Raw genomic sequence first — 16,002 nt, 5'->3', positions numbered from 1 at the left:
ACAGGCGGGCCGTCCGCGGCCAGCCAAACCCTCGTCAAGGAACCTCATGCATGGATGAAACCCGCGTTCTGCTTTCCCTCGGCGGCATCGGCGCCGGCGCCCTGCTCTGCCAGTGGCTGGCCTGGCGCCTGCGCCTGCCGGCGATCCTCTTCCTGCTGCTGTCCGGCATCCTCGCCGGCCCCCTGCTCGGCCTGCTCGACCCGCAGGCGCTGTTCGGCCCGCTGCTGTTCCCCCTGGTCTCGCTGTCGGTGGCGCTGATCCTCTTCGAGGGCAGCCTCACCCTGCACTTCAGCGAATGGCGCGAGATCGGCAAGGTGGTGCAGCGCATGGTCACCCGGGGCGCGCTGCTGACCTGGGGCGTGATCGCCCTGGCGACGCACTGGCTGCTGGACTTCAGCTGGGAGATGGCGCTGCTGTTCGGCACCCTCACCCTGGTCACCGGCCCCACGGTGATAGTGCCGATGCTGCGCGTGGTGCGGCCGAAGGCGACCATCGCCAACATCCTGCGCTGGGAAGGCATCGTCATCGACCCGCTGGGCGCGCTGCTGGCGGTGGTGGTGTACAGCTTCATCGCCGCCAGCGACGCCGGCAGCGGCTGGCGCGACAGCCTGCTGACCTTCGCCGCGGTGATCGCCTGCGGCAGCGCCTTCGGCATCCTCGGCGGCCTGGCCCTCGGCCAGGTGCTACGCCGCCAGTGGCTGCCGGACTACCTGCACAACCTGGCCGCGCTGTCGGCGGTGCTGGGCATCTTCATCGGCGCCAACCTGACGGTGCACGAGTCCGGCCTGCTGGCGGTGACGCTGATGGGCATGTGCCTGGCCAACATGAAGGGCGTGGACGTGCGGCAGATCCTGCACTTCAAGGAGAACCTCAGCGTGCTGCTGATCTCCGGCCTGTTCATCGTCCTCGCCGCGCGCCTGGACCTGTCCGCCCTGCTCGGCCTGGGCCCGGCGGCGCTGCTGGTGCTGGCGCTGATCCAGTTCGTGGCGCGGCCGCTGAACGTGCTGGTGAGCAGCGCCGGCTCGTCGCTGGACTGGCGCGAACGCGCGCTGCTGGCCTGGATAGCCCCGCGCGGGATAGTCGCGGCGGCGGTCTCGGCGATCTTCGCCATCCGCCTGCAGGAGGCCGGCCATGAACAGGCCCAGCTGCTGGTGCCGCTGACCTTCCTGGTGATCATCGGCACCGTGGTCCTGCAGAGCGCCACCGCGCGGCCCCTGGCGCGCCTGCTGAAGGTGGCGGAGCCGGCGCCCAGCGGCTTCCTCATCGTCGGCGCCAACCCGGTGGCGCGGGCCATCGGCACGGCGCTGAAGAACGCCGGCAGCCGCGTGCTGCTCACCGACTCCAGCTGGGAGAACATCCGCGCCGCGCGCATGGACAACCTGCCCACCTACTTCGGCAATCCCACCTCGCAGCATGCCGAGGCGCACCTGGACCTGGTCGGCCTCGGCCACCTGCTGGCCCTGTCGCCCTCGGGCGAGCTGAACACCCTGGCCTGCATGCGCTTCCGCCACGAGTTCGGCGCCCGCCTCTACAGCCTGACCAGCGGCCAGGAGAGCCGGCGCAGCGACAAGCACCGCGCCAGCGACCAGCACCGCGGGCAGAACCTGAGCCCGCGCGAGCTGAGCTACCCGCAGTTCGCCGGCCTGCTGTCCCGCGGCGCCGAGGTGCGCAGCACCCTGCTCAGCGAGAGCTTCGGCTGGGAGCGGTACCAGGCGCTGTACGGCAACGCCGCCACCCTGCTGTTCGCCCGCGACCCGTCGGGCTGGATGCACGTGGCCAGCAGCACCCGGCCCCTGACCCCCGGGGAGGGCTGGCTGGTGATAGCGCTGATCGAGGAAGGCGCCGACGCCGCCGGCAAGGAGGGCGACCGATAGTCGGAATGCCCCGGGATCGGCTGGCGAATCCTTCGTCAGCCTATCCTAAGATGGGTGACAGGCGGCGTGCCGGAAGCAATGATTGCACAACGCCATCATTCTTTGCCTACGTGGTCCACCACCATGTCCAATACCCAGAATTCCCGCCTCGGCCAGATTCTCGTCAACAAGGGCCTGATCAGCGCCGCCCAGCTGGACCAGGCGATCCAGTTGCAGTTGCGCAACGGCCTGCGCCTGGGGGAAACCCTGATCGCCCAGGGCTGGATCAGCGAGCGCCAGGTCAAGCGGGCGCTGAAGAAACAGAACAACCTGCGCCTGGCCGCCACCCTGGTGGCGGCCCTGCTCGGGCCCTTCCAGCTGGCCAGCGCGGACATCCAGCGCCAGGCCCCGGCGATCGGCCAGAGCCACCAGCCGCGCGGGCTGAAGCCGCTGAGCGACAGCGAGATGAGCGGCATCAACGCCCAGGGCTTCGACGAGACGCTGCAGAGCCTGTTCGTCAGCGCCGAGGCCGGCGACGGCGTGGGCACCATGAAGCAGCTGGCGCGCCTGGTGCTGCCGGTGGTGGACAGCCTGCAGGCCGAGACCTCGATGAAGGACGTGGTCTACGACACCGAGCACCTGGCCTCCAACGTCAACCCCGACGGCTCCATCAGCCTGCGCCTGCCCAGTTCCATCGGCGAGATGCGCTTCGACAACATCCGCGTCGCCGGCGCCCCGCAGAGCCAGAGCATGGGCAGCCTGAGCCTGCAGGACATCGACCTGTCCCAGGCTTCGCTGCGCGTCAGCATGCGGCCGTGAGGCGGCCGGGAAGCCGGGAAACCGGGAGTCGTCTGTTGGCCTGATCGCGGACGGAGTCCTACGCACGCGCCCCACGGTTCCGGAGGCACAGTTGTAGGAGCGCGCCCTGCGCGCGAAATCGCGGGCAGGGCCCGCTCCTACAGGTTGTCATCACCTTCCCACCAAATCCCGGGCATGAAAAAAGCAGCCCGAGGGCTGCTTTTTTCCGGATCGACTGGGAGTCGTGGACTCAGACCAGTTTTTCCTTGATGCGCGCTGCCTTGCCGGACAGTTCGCGGAGGTAGTACAGCTTGGCCTTGCGCACGTCGCCGCGACGCTTGACGCTGACGCTGTCGACCAGCGGGCTGTAGGTCTGGAAGGTACGCTCTACGCCTACGCCGTTGGAGATCTTGCGAACGGTGAACGCGCTGTTCAGGCCGCGGTTGCGCTTGCCGATCACGACGCCTTCGAAGGCCTGCAGACGCTGACGGTCGCCTTCCTTCACTTTCACCTGGACGATTACGGTGTCGCCGGGGGCGAACGCCGGAATCTCTTTGTTCATCTGTTCAGCTTCGATCTGCTGAATGATCTTGTTGGTCATCTCAGTGCTCCTAAGACAAGCGCTCGGCGCTCGCCATCGATACGTTAACTATCGTCCCGCTGGCGGATGTATTCCTCCAGCAGCTTCTTCTCTTCTCCAGAAAGCGAGCGGCAATCCAGAAGATCGGCACGTCGTTCCCAGGTCCTGCCTAGGGACTGCTGCAAACGCCAGCGCCGGATGTGTTCGTGGTTGCCGCTGAGCAGCACCTCGGGAACACGTTTGTCTGCGTACACCTCGGGTCGGGTGTAGTGCGGACAATCGAGCAGGCCATCCGTGAAGGAGTCCTCCTCGGCGGAGTCCACGTGGCCCAATGCACCGGGCAACAACCGCGTGACCGCGTCGATCAGCACCATGGCCGGAAGCTCACCCCCGGACAGGACATAATCGCCAATCGACCATTCCTCATCGACATGCTCTTCAATGAAGCGCTCGTCGATGCCTTCGTAACGCCCGGCGATCAGGATCAGTCGTTCCTCGTTCGCCAGTTCCTTCACGGCCGCCTGCGTCAGCTTGCGACCTTGCGGCGACAGGTAGATCACCTTCGCCGGTCCGCCTGCGGCTTGCCGGGCATCGCCCAGTGCGCCTTCCAGCGGCCTGATCTTCATCACCATGCCCGGACCACCGCCGAAGGGCCGGTCGTCCACCGTCTGGTGACGGTCATCAGTGTTGTTGCGTGGGTTGAAACACTCGAGCCGGATCAGCTCCTGTTTCACCGCACGGCTGGTGATGCCGTAGTCACTGATGGCGCGGAACATCTCCGGAAAGATGCTGATGACCCCGATCCACATGGGTTGAAACTCCTACCCTGCGGGTCAGAAATCCGCGTCCCAGTCCACCCTGATCTCGCCAGCTGCCAGGTCCACCGATTGCACGCATTGCTCCGTATAGGGCAACAGGCGCTCGCGGTCGTCCAGGCTGCCCGCACAGGGCTTGACCACCATCACGTCGTTGGCGCCGGTCTCCAGCATGTGGTCGAGTATCCCGAACAGTTGCCCGTTCGTATCGATCACCTTGAGACCTTCCAACTGGCTCCAGTAGAACTCGCCGTCGTCCAGCTCCGGGAGCTCGCTGCGCGGTACCAGGATCTCGAAATCCGCATAGGTGCGGGCGACTTCGCGATCATCCAGGCCCTTCAGCTTCGCCACCAGGACATTGCCCTGCACGCGGCCACTGACCAGTTCAGCCTGTCGAACCTCGGTGCCACGCCGTAGCGTCCAGCGCCGGTAGTCCAGCAGGTTGTCCAACGGGTCGGTAAAGGAATACACCTTCACCTCGCCACGAATGCCATGCACGGAAACTATCTTGCCGAGTACGATCATTTCCTCGGCCGCAGGCATCGTGTTCATCGACTTCAGGCAGCCTTGGCGGCTTCCTTGATCAGCTGGGCTACGCGCTCGGACGGTTGGGCGCCCTGGCTCAGCCAGTAGTTCAGACGTTCCTGGTTGACCGAGAGCTTGACTTCGGCGCCAGTAGCGATCGGGTTGAAGAAGCCGACGCGCTCGACGAAACGGCCGTCGCGAGCGTTGCGGCTGTTGGTCACGGTCAGGTGATAGAACGGGCGCTTCTTGGAGCCGCCACGAGCCAGACGAATGGTTACCATGCGTACATTGTTCCTATGGTTTGCTTGCAAAAAAGAAATGCAGCCCCCGGGCACGGAGCCCGAAAGGCCGCATATTCTATGAGCTAAAGCCCCGCGCCGCAAGCCGCAGCACGTCGGCCCGCCAGGCAGGCGGGCCTGCGGCTCACATCTTCGGCATGCCGCCGGGGAACATGCTCCCCATGCCGCGCATCATCTTGGCCATGCCGCCCTTGGCGGTGACCTTCTTCATCATCTTCTGCATCTGCTTGTGCTGCTTGATCAGACGGCCCACGTCCTGCACCTGGGTGCCCGAACCCAGGGCGATGCGGCGCTTGCGCGAGCCGCTGATCACTTCCGGGTCGCGGCGCTCGGCCGGGGTCATGGAATTGATGATGGCTTCCATCTGCTTGAACTGCTTCTCGGCCGCGCCCTGGGCGTTGCCCATCTGCGCCAGGTTGACGCCGCCGAGCATCGGCAGCTTGTCCATCAGGCTGCCCAGGCCGCCCATGTTCTTCATCTGCTGCAACTGGTCGCGGAAGTCTTCGAGGTCGAAGCCCTTGCCCTTCTTGATCTTCTTCGCGAGCTTCTCGGCCTTCTCGCGGTCGAGGGTCTGCTCGGCCTGCTCGATCAGGCTGAGCACGTCGCCCATGCCGAGGATGCGCGAGGCCACGCGGTCCGGGTGGAAGGGGTCGAGGGCTTCGCTCTTCTCGCCCATGCCGAGGAACTTGATCGGCTTGCCGGTGATGGCGCGCACCGACAGCGCGGCACCGCCACGGGCATCGCCGTCGACCTTGGTCAGCACCACGCCGGTCAGCGGCAGGGCGTCGTTGAACGCCTTGGCGGTGTTGGCGGCGTCCTGGCCGGTCATGGCGTCGACCACGAACAGGGTTTCCACCGGCTGGATCGCCGCGTGGACCTGCTTGATCTCGTCCATCATATCGGCGTCGATATGCAGTCGACCGGCGGTATCGACGATGACCACATCGATGAACTTCAGCTTCGCCTCGCGGATCGCCGCCTCGGCGATGGCCACCGGCTTCTGGCTGGTGTCCGAGGGGAAGAAGGTCACGCCGATGTCGCTGGCCAGGGTTTCCAGCTGCTTGATCGCCGCCGGGCGGTAGACGTCCGCCGAGACCACCAGCACGGACTTCTTCTTGCGCTCCTTGAGGAAGCGCGCCAGCTTGCCGGCGGTGGTGGTCTTGCCCGCGCCCTGCAGGCCGGCCATCAGGATGACCGCCGGCGGCGCGGCGTTGAGCGCCAGGTCCTCGTTGGCCGCGCCCATCAGCTCGACCAGCTCGGCCTGGACGATCTTCACGAAGGCCTGGCCCGGGGTCAGGCTCTTGGACACCTCGGTGCCGACCGCGCGCTCCCTGATGCGGTTGACGAAGTCCTTGACCACCGGCAGGGCCACGTCGGCCTCGAGCAGGGCCATCCGCACTTCGCGGAGCGTATCCTTGATGTTGTCCTCGGTCAGCTTGGCTTTGCCGGTGACCTGGCGCAGCGTTTGCGAGAGGCGGTCTGTAAGGTTTTCGAACATGCGCGTTCCTATCGGGCCGTGGCCGGCCGGGGTGGGCGTGGCAGCAAGCGCGGGATTATAACCAACTGCGAAGGCCACAGACACCGCCGATGATCCCGCTGCAGCGAGAAAGCGAAGCGTTCCCGGCTGCTTTCTAGGCACGGCCGTTCTGTGCCAAACTCGGCACCTTTCGAAGGATTCGCCCAAGAAGCTATGCACCCTCTGCTGCCCAGCCTGCTCGCCGCCCTCCTCTACCTGGGCGCCACGGCCTACCACGGTGTCTGCCTGGCGCGCCGCGCCGCGCCGAACAAACCCCTGCTGCTGGCGCTCGGCCTGGCCGCGCTGATCGCCCAGTGCCTGGGCCTGGCGCCGCAACTGCTGACCGACGCCGGGCTGGTGCTGGACTTCTTCAACGCCGCCAACCTGATCGCCGCGGCGGTGATCGCCCTGACCCTGCTGGCCTGCCTGCGCATCCCGGTGGAGAACCTGCTGCTGTTCCTCTTCCCCCTGGGCATGCTGACCGCCGCGCTGTCGGTGCTGGTGCCCCACGGCACCCTGGAGCCGATCAACGAGCAGCCGGGCATCCTCGCGCACATCCTGCTCTCGGTGCTGGCCTACGGCCTGCTCACCATCGCGGTGTTCCAGGCCCTGCTGCTGCTGGTGCAGGACCACCGCCTCAAGCACAAGCACCCGGCCGGGCTGATCCGCAACTTCCCGCCGCTGCAGACCATGGAAAGCCTGCTGTTCGGCTTCCTCTGGGGCGGCTGGGTGCTGCTCTCGCTGTCGCTGGTCTCCGGCTGGCTGTTCCTCGACAACCTGTTCACCCAGCACCTGGCGCACAAGACCATCCTCTCCTGCTTCGCCTGGGTGGTCTTCGCCGTGCTGCTGTGGGGCCGCCACCAGCTCGGCTGGCGCGGGCACAAGGCGATCCGCTGGACCCTGGCCGGCTTCTGCCTGTTGATGCTGGCGTACTTCGGCAGCAAGCTGGTCAAGGAATTCATCCTGCACATCTGAGCCCGGCGGCGCCTGGGCGCCCCGGAACGCTGAGGGAACCCGACGCATGGGCGACATCCATCCCGGCTACCTGATCGGCCTGCTGGTCGTCCTGCTGCTGTGCTCGGCATTCTTCTCCAGCGTCGAGACCGGGGTGCTCAGCCTCGACCGCTACCGCCTGCGCCACCAGGCCAAGCAGGGCAACCGCGCGGCGCGGCGCACCAGCTGGCTGCTGCTGCGCACCGACCGCCTGCTGGGCACCATCCTCATCGGCAACAACCTGGTCAACGTCATCGCCTCGTCCCTGGCCACCGTGCTGGCCCTGCGCCTGTGGGGCGACTTCGCGGTGGCGCCCACCGCCCTGGCGCTGACCCTGGTGCTGCTGATCTTCGGCGAGATCACCCCCAAGACCTACGCCACCCTGCGCCCGGAGCGCGTGGCCTTCCCCGCCAGCCTGCCGCTGCTGTGGCTGCAGCGCCTGTTCAGCCCGCTGCTGTGGCTGATGAACGGGGTGAGCAACGGCATCCTGCGGCTGTGCGGCCTGGACCCGGCGCAGCGCCGCAGCCGGCCGCTGAACAACGACGAGCTGCGCAGCGTGGTCAGCGAATCCAGCGAGAAGCTCAGCGCCAACCGCCAGGACATGCTGCTGAGCATCCTCGACCTGGAAAAGATCACCGTGAACGACCTCATGGTGCCGCGCAACGAGGTGCAGGGCATCGACCTGGACGATGACGTGGAGAGCATCATCGGCCAGTTGCGCAACACCACCCACACGCGCCTGCCGGTGTTCCGCAACGACATCAACCAGGTCGAGGGCATCGTCCACATGCGCCAGATCGCCCGCCTGCTGACGCACAACCAGCTGACCAAGGACAGCCTGCGCGCGGCCTGCCTGGAGCCCTACTTCATCCCAGAGAGCACGCCGCTGGCCACCCAGCTGATCAACTTCCAGAAGCAGAAGCGGCGCATCGGCATCGTCGTCGACGAGTACGGCGAGGTGATCGGCATCATCACCCTGGAAGACATCCTCGAGGAGATCGTCGGCGAGTTCAGCAACGCCGACGCCCTGCGCAACCCGGACATCCACCCCCAGGCCGACGGCACCTACGTGATCGACGGCTCGGCGAACATCCGCGAGCTCAACCGCGCCCTCGGCTGGCAACTGCCCAGCGAAGGCCCGAAGACTCTCAACGGCCTGGTCACCGAGGCGCTGGAGCAGATTCCCGACTGCCCGGTGTGCCTGCGCATCGGCCCCTACCGCCTGGAAATCCTGCAGTCCGGCGAAAACCGCGTGAAGAGCGTGCGCGTCTGGCTCACCGGGCGCGCCGCCGCAGCGGCGCCGGGCAGCGCCGGCGGGCTTGCCTGAGCGGCTGGCCCGCGCCCTATAATCACCCCCTGCTTACCCAGCATCCCGCGCCAGGGCCTGCGCTACCCGCGCAACGCCCGGCGCCAGTCGACCGCCCGCCAGCCCGAGCCCGGCCCCGTGCCTGCGCCCGGCGAAGCGCCCGGCCTCGCCCCGACCCGCCGCGAGGCTCCCGCGCCTGCCTCTACCCGGGTGGCGCTTCCCGCCTCGCGCACGGGCGACGCATCCATCGCCGCCGGACACGCCCGCAGAGCCGTGCCGGCCATGACTGACAGGGATATCCCCCATGACCACCGCCAGCCTTGCCGCTGCCGCCGAACAGCAACCCGCCAACTCCACCGCGCGGGTCGCTGTCGCCAGCTTCATCGGCACCGCCATCGAGTTCTACGACTTCTACGTCTACGCCACCGCCGCCGCCCTGGTGATCGGCCCGGTGTTCTTCCCGCAGACCTCGGGCACGGCGCAGATGCTCAGCGCCTTCATCACCTTCGGCATCGCCTTCCTCGCCCGGCCGCTGGGCTCGGCGCTGTTCGGCCACTTCGGCGACCGCATCGGGCGCAAGTCGACGCTGGTCGCCTCGCTGCTGCTGATGGGCCTGTCCACCACCCTGATCGGCCTGCTGCCGGGCTACGACAGCATCGGCGCCTGGGCCCCGGCGCTGCTCTGCCTGCTGCGCTTCGGCCAGGGCCTGGGGCTGGGCGGGGAATGGGGCGGCGCCGCGCTGCTGGCCACGGAGAACGCGCCCAGGCACCGCCGCGCCTGGTTCGGCATGTTCCCGCAGATGGGCCCGTCGATCGGCTTCCTCGCCGCCAACGGCCTGTTCCTCGGCCTGGCCATGACCCTCAGCGAGGAGCAGTTCCGCGCCTGGGGCTGGCGCATTCCCTTCATCCTCAGCGCGCTGCTGGTGCTGGTCGGCCTCTACGTGCGCCTGAAGCTGGCGGAAACCCCGGTGTTCGCCAAGGCCATGGCGCGCCAGGAACGCTCCAGCCTGCCGATCGCCGAGCTGTTCGCCCACCACTGGCGCCCGGTGCTGCTGGGCGCCCTGGCCATGGTGGTGTGCTACGCCCTCTTCTATATCTCCACGGTGTTCTCGCTGAGCTACGGGGTGACCAGCCTGGGCTACAGCCGCGAGCAGTTCCTCGGCCTGCTGTGCTTCGCCGTGCTGTTCATGGCCGCGGCCACGCCCCTCTCCGCCTGGCTGAGCGACCGCTTCGGGCGCCGCCCGGTGCTGATCGTCGGCTGCGTCGCGGCAATCCTCTCCGGCTTCACCATGCAACCGCTGCTGAGCCAGGGCTCGTCGGTGGAAGTGGCGGCCTTCCTGGCCCTGGAGCTGTTCCTCATGGGCGTGACCTTCGCCCCCATGGGCGCCCTGCTGCCGGAGCTTTTCCCCACCCGCGTGCGCTACACCGGCGCCTCCGCGGCCTACAACCTGGGCGGCATCCTCGGCGCCTCGGTGGCGCCCTACATCGCCCAGAAGCTGGTGGGCATGGGCGGGCTGAGCTGGGTCGGCGGCTACGTATCGGTGGCGGCGGCGCTGAGCCTGATCGCGGTGCTGTGCCTGCACGAGACGCGGGAGCAGGAACTCTGATCGACGGCGATCCCCTGTAGGAGCGCGCCCTGCGCGCGAATCGCGGGCAGGGCCCGCTCCTACAAGAGCAGCGGAAATACCATCGTAGGAGCAACTGTCTTGCAGGCCGTGCCGAGGTTGCTCTTCGTAGGAGCGAGCTTGCTCGCGAACAGGCTCCGCTGCGGGGCTTATTCGCGAGCAAGCTCGCTCCTACGAGAAGCAGTGCCCGCCGGCAGGGTAGGATCTCATCCGCGAATCGCGCCGGAACCTCCGGCTATCGCGGACAAGGTCCGCTCCTACGGGGAAGGAATAGGTTCTTCGCGGAGTCTGGGGAAAGAGCGGATTGACAGTCAGGGAAGCGGGTAGATTGGCAGTCGCCAAACGAACCAACCCCCACCCCCTGCTGTCGCCGTGCATCCTATTGATCTTGCTGCTTTCTGGCCAGGCTACGAAGTCATCGCCTGCCACCCATCTGCCGACAGCACCCTGCTGATCGAGCTCAAGCCTCACGCCAGCGCTGTCCCCAAATGCGGGCGCTGCGGTCAGGCCAGTCCATTAATCCACGAACGGCGGATTCGCCGGGTGCGTGATCGTGATCTGTTCGACCAGCGCGTCCTGCTCCAACTGCCGGTGCGCCGCGTCGACTGCCTGCGCTGTGGTCGGGTGACCGAGCGGATCGACTGGCTGGAGCCAGCGTCGCGCTTGACCCAGCGCTTGCGCATCTGGCTCGAGGCTTTGCTGCAATTACTGCCCATCAGTCACGTCAGTCGCCTCGTCGGTCTGCATTGGCACACGCTCAAGCAGCTCGACAAACGTCGTCTAGAGGCCGCAGTCGGTGCTTTCGAGCCGGGTGATGTTCGCCGCCTGGTGATGGACGAGTTCGCTCTTCACAAAGGACATCGTTACGCCACCGTGATCATGGATGCGCAGCGGACACGCGTGCTGTGGGTCGGGCATGGCAACAGCCGCGAGGCGATTCAGCCGTTCTTCGAACTGCTCGGTGAGCGCTGCCAGCAAATCGAGGCCGTGGCGATGGACATGAACACCGCCTTCGATCTGGAAGTAAAACAGCATTGCCCCCGTGCCGAAGTGGTCTACGACCTATTCCACGTGGTGGCTCGCTATGGCCGGGAGGTGATCGACCGCATCCGTGTCGATCAGGCCAACGCGCTACGCCAGGACAAAGCGGCACGCAAGGTAATCAAGCAGAGTCGTTGGTTGCTGCTGCGCAATCGCGAAAACCTCAAGGATCAGCAAGCCGTGCAGTTGCAGGAAATCCTCGAGGCCAACCAGCCACTGGCCACGGTCTACGTGCTCAAGGATGCGCTCAAGGAAATCTGGTACGCCCCCAGCGTGCGGGAGGGTTGGCGCCGCTGGCGGGACTGGTTGCGCCACGCCAGGGACAGTGGCCTGGCCCCGCTGCAACGCTTCGCTCGCAATCTGCGCAAATACGCCCGAGGCATCCTGGCCAGCGCTCGCTTCCCCATGCACACCAGCCTGCTGGAAGGGGTAAACAATCGCATCAAGGTGATCAAGCGCATGGCCTATGGCTTCAGGGACTCCGCCTACTTCTTCCTGAAAATCAAGGCCGCCTTCCCCGGGAAAGCGCGATGAACCAAGGAATACCGTGTCTCCCGGGGACCTGTAGGAGCGGGCCCTGCCCGCGAAATCGCGCGCAGGTGAATGGCGTGGGTGGGGCAGCGTAGGAGCGGATTCCATCCGCGATCCGGCATCAGGCGCGGTCCGCGGCCACCAGCCAGTCCGCCAGATGCTCGCCCCACACCTGGTAGCCCAGCGCCGACGGGTGATAGCCATCGATGGCCAGGTACTGCGGCTGCATCTCCAACCCCACCGCGCAGTAGCCGGCGCCTTGCGCCTGGGCCAACGCCTGTAGCTGGCGATCCAGCAGGGCCGCGCGCCAGCCCAACAACTGCCGCAGCAGCCAGGGTAATGCGGAAAAATGCCGCAGCGGCGGCACGGCGGTGCACACCACCCGCGCGCCACCGGCCTGGAAATGCCCGACCAGGCGGGCGATGGATGCCTGCCAGCGCTCGCTGGAACTGAAATGGGTGGTGTCGTTGACGCCGAAGACCAGCGCCACCAGGTCGTAGCGCCCGTCGGCCAGCGGCAGCAGGCGCTCGCAGGCTTCGCTCGCGGTGATGCCGTTCTCCCCCAGCGCCCGCCAGGCCACCGGCCGCTGCAGGCGCGCCGCCAGGGCAATAGCCAGGCGGCCGGCCAGGGCGAAGTCGAGGCAGGAGGCGCCGACGCCGGCGACGGTCGACTCGCCGAGCAACAGCAGCCGCAACGGTTCGCCGGGAAGTTCGGCGCCGGCCAGTCCCTCGCGGGAACCGGCCGCCGGCGCCAGGCGCAGGGCCGTGCGCCGGGTGCGCACGGCCAATGGCAGGGCCAGCGGCATCAGCGGCAGCGCCGCCGCCCACCAGGCCAGCCCCGCCAGGCGGTTCACAGCTCGATGACCACCGCCTCGGCCGAACGGGTGGCCTTGGCCCGCGCTTCCTCGACGGACTCGGCGCGCGCCAGGGCCACGCCCATGCGCCGCTGGCCGGAGACTTCCGGCTTGCCGAACAGGCGCAGGGCGCTGTCCGGCTCGGTCAGCGCGGCGCCCAGGTTGCCGAAGCTGACCTGCCGCGACTCGCCTTCCACCAGGATCACCGCCGAGGCCGAGGGCCCGAACTGGCGGATCGCCGGGATCGGCAGGCCGAGGATGGCCCGCGCGTGCAGGGCGAACTCGGAGAGGTCCTGGGAGATCAGGGTGACCAGGCCGGTGTCGTGGGGGCGCGGCGAGACTTCGCTGAACCACACCTGGTCGCCCTTGACGAACAGCTCCACGCCGAACAGGCCGCGGCCGCCCAGGGCCTCGGTGACCGCCTTGGCCACCCGCTCCGACTCGGCCAGGGCCTTCGGGCTCATGGCCTGGGGCTGCCAGGATTCGTGGTAGTCGCCCTTCACCTGGCGGTGGCCGATGGGCGCGCAGAAGGTGGTGCCGCCGACGTGGCGCACGGTGAGCAGGGTGATTTCGTAGTCGAAGTCGATGAAGCCCTCGACTATCACCCGGCCCTTGCCGGCGCGGCCGCCTTCCTGGGCGTAGTCCCAGGCGGCCTTGAGGTCGGCGTCGGACTTGAGCACGCTCTGGCCCTTGCCCGAGGAACTCATGATCGGCTTGACCACGCAGGGGTAGCCCACGGCGGCGACACCGGCGGCGTAGTCCTCGTAGCTGTCGGCGAAGTGGTACGGCGAGGTGGGCAGGCCCAGTTCCTCGGCGGCAAGGCGGCGGATGCCCTCGCGGTTCATGGTCAGCTGCGCGGCGCGGGCGCTGGGCACCACGGTGTAGCCTTCGGCCTCCAGCTCGACCAGGGTGGCGGTGGCGATGGCCTCGATTTCCGGGACTATGTAGTGCGGCTTCTCCTGCTCGATCACCGCGCGCAGGGCGGCGCCGTCGAGCATGCTCAGCACGTGGCTGCGGTGCGCCACCTGCATGGCCGGGGCATCGGCGTAGCGGTCGCAGGTGATCACTTCGCAGCCCAGGCGTTGCAGCTCGATCACCACTTCCTTGCCCAGCTCGCCGGAGCCACAGAGCAGTACGCGGGTCGCGGTGGGCGACAGGGGGTTCCAATACGGGGCATTGCGTGCAACCTCGGGAAGGGGATGTTCTTCGGCGCGCTAGAGCAGCACGCCCTGTTCGCGGGCGCGCTCGTGGCACTGGCGCAGCACCTCGCGGCGCTCGTCGTTGTCCATGCGGCCCCAGCGGGTGATCTCGTCCGCCGTGCGCTGGCAGCCGATGCACAGGTCCTGCTCGTCCAGGGTGCAGACGTAGACGCAGGGCGAGGCCACCGGGCGTTCCTGGCTCATTCTTCCTGCTCGGCCAGGTCGCGGGCATAGCGCTGGGCGTTGTGCACGTAGTGGGCGGCGCTGGCCTCGAGCATCTTCTTCTGCGGCTCGGTCAGCTCGCGCACCACCTTGCCGGGCGAGCCCATGACCAGCGAGCCATCGGGAATCACCTTGCCCTCGGGGATCAGCGAATTGGCGCCGATGATGCAGTACTTGCCGATCTTCGCGCCGTTGAGCACCACCGCGTTGATGCCGATCAGGCTGTAGTCGTCCACCGTGCAGCCATGCAGCATGACGTTGTGGCCGATGGTCACGCCCTTGCCGAGGGTGAGCGGGAAGCCCATGTCGGTGTGCATCACGGTGCCGTCCTGGACGTTGCTGTTCTCGCCGATGTGGATCAGCTCGTTGTCGCCCCGCAGCACGGCGTTGAACCAGACGCTGGCGCCGGCGTCCAGGCGCACCTTGCCGATCACCGCGGCGTTCGGCGCTATCCAGCTGGCGGGGTGGGTTTCGACTCGGGCATCGCCCAGGCGGTATTTCATCGGTGGCTCCTCAGGCATCTTGTTGTCGTACCGCGCCGCTCAGCTGAGCTTGATGAATTGCGGCGGCGCTTGGTGCAGGTCGATGTGGTCATCGAACAGCAGGTTGACCAGCTCGACGACCATGATCGCCGACAGGCCCCAGATCTTGTACTCGCCGAAGCGGTAGCTGGGCACGTACCAGCTGCGCCCGAAGTAGTCGATGCGGTGGGTCATCTCGCGCGGGTCGCCGCGGAAGAACTCCAGCGGCACCTTGAACACCGCGGCGATCTCGCCGTCGTTGGGGGTGTACTCGACGAAGTCGGGTACGAAACCGACGAACGGCGTCACCTTGATGCCGTGGCGCGAGACCAGGGTGCTCAGCGGCCCGACCACGTCCACCAGGCTCGGCGGCAGGGCGATCTCCTCCTCGGCCTCGCGCAGGGCGGTGTGGATCAGGTCGACGTCCTCGGGGTCGCGCCGCCCGCCGGGGAAGGCCACCTCGCCACTGTGGGTGGACAAGCCGGTGGCGCGCAGGGTCAGCACCAGCTCCTCGCTCCGGGTGATGGGCAACAGCACCGCGGCTTCGGGGAAGCCGTGTTCGCTGTTCAGGTCCTGTGGGGTGTGCGCCGTGATACGCCGGCGCAGCTCGTCCAGCATGCGGACATCCTGCGTGTAAGGCATTCGCTCAATTATGGAATCATGGCACGAAAGACGGCCTCGCCCCAAGCCCCACCCCTTGCTGCGCGGGCCTTCCGGCGAGCAAGATGGCAAGATCGATTCCCAGGGAAAGTGCATGAAATTCTGCAGCCAGTGCGGCGCCAGCGTGAGCCTGCGCATCCCCAGCGGCGACAACCGGCCACGCTATGTCTGCGACCAGTGCCAGACGGTGCATTACCAGAACCCGCGCATCGTCGCCGGCTGCCTGCCGGTGTGGGAGGGGCGCATTCTCCTGTGCCGCCGCGCCATCGCCCCGCGCCAGGGCTTCTGGACGCTGCCGGCGGGCTTCATGGAGAACGGCGAGACCCTCGAGCAGGCCGCCGCCCGCGAGACGCTGGAGGAAGCCTGCGCCCGCGTCCGCCAGTTGCAGCTCTATACCCTGTTCGACCTGCCGCACATCAGCCAGGTGTACATGTTCTTCCGCGCCGAGCTGGCCGACCTGGACTTCGCCGCCGGCGAGGAAAGCCTGGAGGTGGGCCTGTTCGAAGAATCGGCGATTCCCTGGTCGGAGCTGGCTTTCCCCACCGTGGGCCGTACCTTAGAATGCTACTTCAGCGACCGGCAGAGGCAGGACTTCCCGGTGCGCAACGAGGCCATAGCACCCATGCTGGGCCACCATAAGAAGACCTGAACACTTTGCAGGGCCGT

Annotated in this window: 17 protein-coding genes; 7 read left to right on the top strand and 10 right to left on the bottom strand. The window is 67.3% G+C overall.

Features of this window, described 5'->3' with window-relative positions; all coding sequences use genetic code 11:
- Window positions 1–50: 50 nt before the first annotated feature.
- Together PKO50_RS03860 and PKO50_RS03855 are read left to right on the top strand one after the other, a co-directional pair.
- Complete coding sequence (locus tag PKO50_RS03860) at window positions 51–1,874, top strand: sodium:proton antiporter (RefSeq protein WP_275628865.1); 1,824 nt, start codon at window positions 51–53, stop codon at window positions 1,872–1,874.
- Between the two features lie 123 nt (window positions 1,875–1,997).
- Window positions 1,998–2,672 carry a hypothetical protein gene (locus tag PKO50_RS03855; RefSeq protein ID WP_275628864.1) on the top strand — a complete coding sequence of 225 codons (675 nt, stop codon included), beginning with the start codon at window positions 1,998–2,000 and terminating at the stop codon, window positions 2,670–2,672.
- Window positions 2,673–2,901: 229 nt separating this feature from the next.
- Here the strand turns inward: PKO50_RS03855 and rplS are convergent, their stop codons facing one another.
- The 5 genes from rplS to ffh form a co-directional block, all read right to left on the bottom strand.
- The gene (gene rplS, locus PKO50_RS03850; protein WP_009616363.1) at window positions 2,902–3,252 is read right to left on the bottom strand and encodes a 50S ribosomal protein L19; all 351 of its coding nucleotides are present in this window, start codon (window positions 3,250–3,252) and stop codon (window positions 2,902–2,904) included.
- 44 nt (window positions 3,253–3,296) lie between these two features.
- Window positions 3,297–4,040, bottom strand: coding sequence for a tRNA (guanosine(37)-N1)-methyltransferase TrmD (gene trmD, locus PKO50_RS03845; protein WP_089391436.1), 744 nt, complete (start codon window positions 4,038–4,040; stop codon window positions 3,297–3,299).
- A 24-nt stretch (window positions 4,041–4,064) separates the two neighbouring features.
- Window positions 4,065–4,589 carry a ribosome maturation factor RimM gene (gene rimM / locus PKO50_RS03840; RefSeq protein ID WP_089391587.1) on the bottom strand — a complete coding sequence of 175 codons (525 nt, stop codon included), beginning with the start codon at window positions 4,587–4,589 and terminating at the stop codon, window positions 4,065–4,067.
- A 14-nt stretch (window positions 4,590–4,603) separates the two neighbouring features.
- Window positions 4,604–4,852 carry a 30S ribosomal protein S16 gene (gene rpsP / locus PKO50_RS03835; protein WP_089391435.1) on the bottom strand — a complete coding sequence of 83 codons (249 nt, stop codon included), beginning with the start codon at window positions 4,850–4,852 and terminating at the stop codon, window positions 4,604–4,606.
- Window positions 4,853–4,994: 142 nt separating this feature from the next.
- Window positions 4,995–6,368: a signal recognition particle protein gene (gene ffh, locus PKO50_RS03830; RefSeq protein WP_275628863.1), complete on the bottom strand. Its 1,374-nt coding sequence runs from the start codon at window positions 6,366–6,368 to the stop codon at window positions 4,995–4,997.
- 192 nt (window positions 6,369–6,560) lie between these two features.
- On the opposite strand from ffh, the gene PKO50_RS03825 reads away from it, so the two are divergent.
- The 4 genes from PKO50_RS03825 (at window position 6,561) to PKO50_RS03810 (ending at window position 11,884) form a co-directional block, all read left to right on the top strand.
- Entirely contained in the window at window positions 6,561–7,361 is an 801-nt protein-coding gene (locus PKO50_RS03825) for an inner membrane protein YpjD (protein WP_089391433.1), read from the top strand.
- Between the two features lie 46 nt (window positions 7,362–7,407).
- Window positions 7,408–8,706 carry an HlyC/CorC family transporter gene (locus PKO50_RS03820; RefSeq protein WP_109935027.1) on the top strand — a complete coding sequence of 433 codons (1,299 nt, stop codon included), beginning with the start codon at window positions 7,408–7,410 and terminating at the stop codon, window positions 8,704–8,706.
- A 283-nt stretch (window positions 8,707–8,989) separates the two neighbouring features.
- On the top strand, window positions 8,990–10,291 hold the full coding sequence (locus tag PKO50_RS03815) for an MFS transporter (RefSeq protein WP_275628862.1): 1,302 nt from the start codon (window positions 8,990–8,992) through the stop codon (window positions 10,289–10,291).
- A gap of 390 nt (window positions 10,292–10,681) precedes the next feature.
- Window positions 10,682–11,884: an ISL3 family transposase gene (locus tag PKO50_RS03810; protein ID WP_275627212.1), complete on the top strand. Its 1,203-nt coding sequence runs from the start codon at window positions 10,682–10,684 to the stop codon at window positions 11,882–11,884.
- 118 nt (window positions 11,885–12,002) lie between these two features.
- Here the strand turns inward: PKO50_RS03810 and PKO50_RS03805 are convergent, their stop codons facing one another.
- From PKO50_RS03805 to PKO50_RS03785, 5 genes are read right to left on the bottom strand one after another with little or no spacing between them, the layout of a single operon-like run.
- The gene (locus PKO50_RS03805) at window positions 12,003–12,734 is read right to left on the bottom strand and encodes an SGNH/GDSL hydrolase family protein (protein ID WP_275628861.1); all 732 of its coding nucleotides are present in this window, start codon (window positions 12,732–12,734) and stop codon (window positions 12,003–12,005) included.
- Window positions 12,731–13,891 carry a formate-dependent phosphoribosylglycinamide formyltransferase gene (gene purT / locus PKO50_RS03800; protein ID WP_275630423.1) on the bottom strand — a complete coding sequence of 387 codons (1,161 nt, stop codon included), beginning with the start codon at window positions 13,889–13,891 and terminating at the stop codon, window positions 12,731–12,733. Before purT ends, PKO50_RS03805 begins: the two co-directional genes overlap by 4 nt.
- Window positions 13,892–13,948: 57 nt before the next feature.
- Window positions 13,949–14,137 carry a DUF1289 domain-containing protein gene (locus PKO50_RS03795; protein WP_089391428.1) on the bottom strand — a complete coding sequence of 63 codons (189 nt, stop codon included), beginning with the start codon at window positions 14,135–14,137 and terminating at the stop codon, window positions 13,949–13,951.
- Window positions 14,134–14,658, bottom strand: coding sequence for a gamma carbonic anhydrase family protein (locus PKO50_RS03790; RefSeq protein ID WP_275628860.1), 525 nt, complete (start codon window positions 14,656–14,658; stop codon window positions 14,134–14,136). Before PKO50_RS03790 ends, PKO50_RS03795 begins: the two co-directional genes overlap by 4 nt.
- Before the next feature lie 39 nt (window positions 14,659–14,697).
- Window positions 14,698–15,294, bottom strand: coding sequence for a CoA pyrophosphatase (locus PKO50_RS03785; protein WP_109934462.1), 597 nt, complete (start codon window positions 15,292–15,294; stop codon window positions 14,698–14,700).
- A gap of 136 nt (window positions 15,295–15,430) precedes the next feature.
- Between PKO50_RS03785 and PKO50_RS03780 the strand changes: the two genes are divergently transcribed.
- Window positions 15,431–15,985 carry an NUDIX hydrolase gene (locus PKO50_RS03780; protein ID WP_109934463.1) on the top strand — a complete coding sequence of 185 codons (555 nt, stop codon included), beginning with the start codon at window positions 15,431–15,433 and terminating at the stop codon, window positions 15,983–15,985.
- Window positions 15,986–16,002 lie beyond the last annotated feature (17 nt).

Origin of the sequence: Pseudomonas sp. 273, from assembly GCF_029201425.1 — a bacterium.
GTDB lineage: Bacteria > Pseudomonadota > Gammaproteobacteria > Pseudomonadales > Pseudomonadaceae > Pseudomonas > Pseudomonas delhiensis.
The sequence above is the reverse complement of the archived record's forward strand: the minus strand, read 5'-3'. Positions and strand labels throughout refer to the sequence as shown.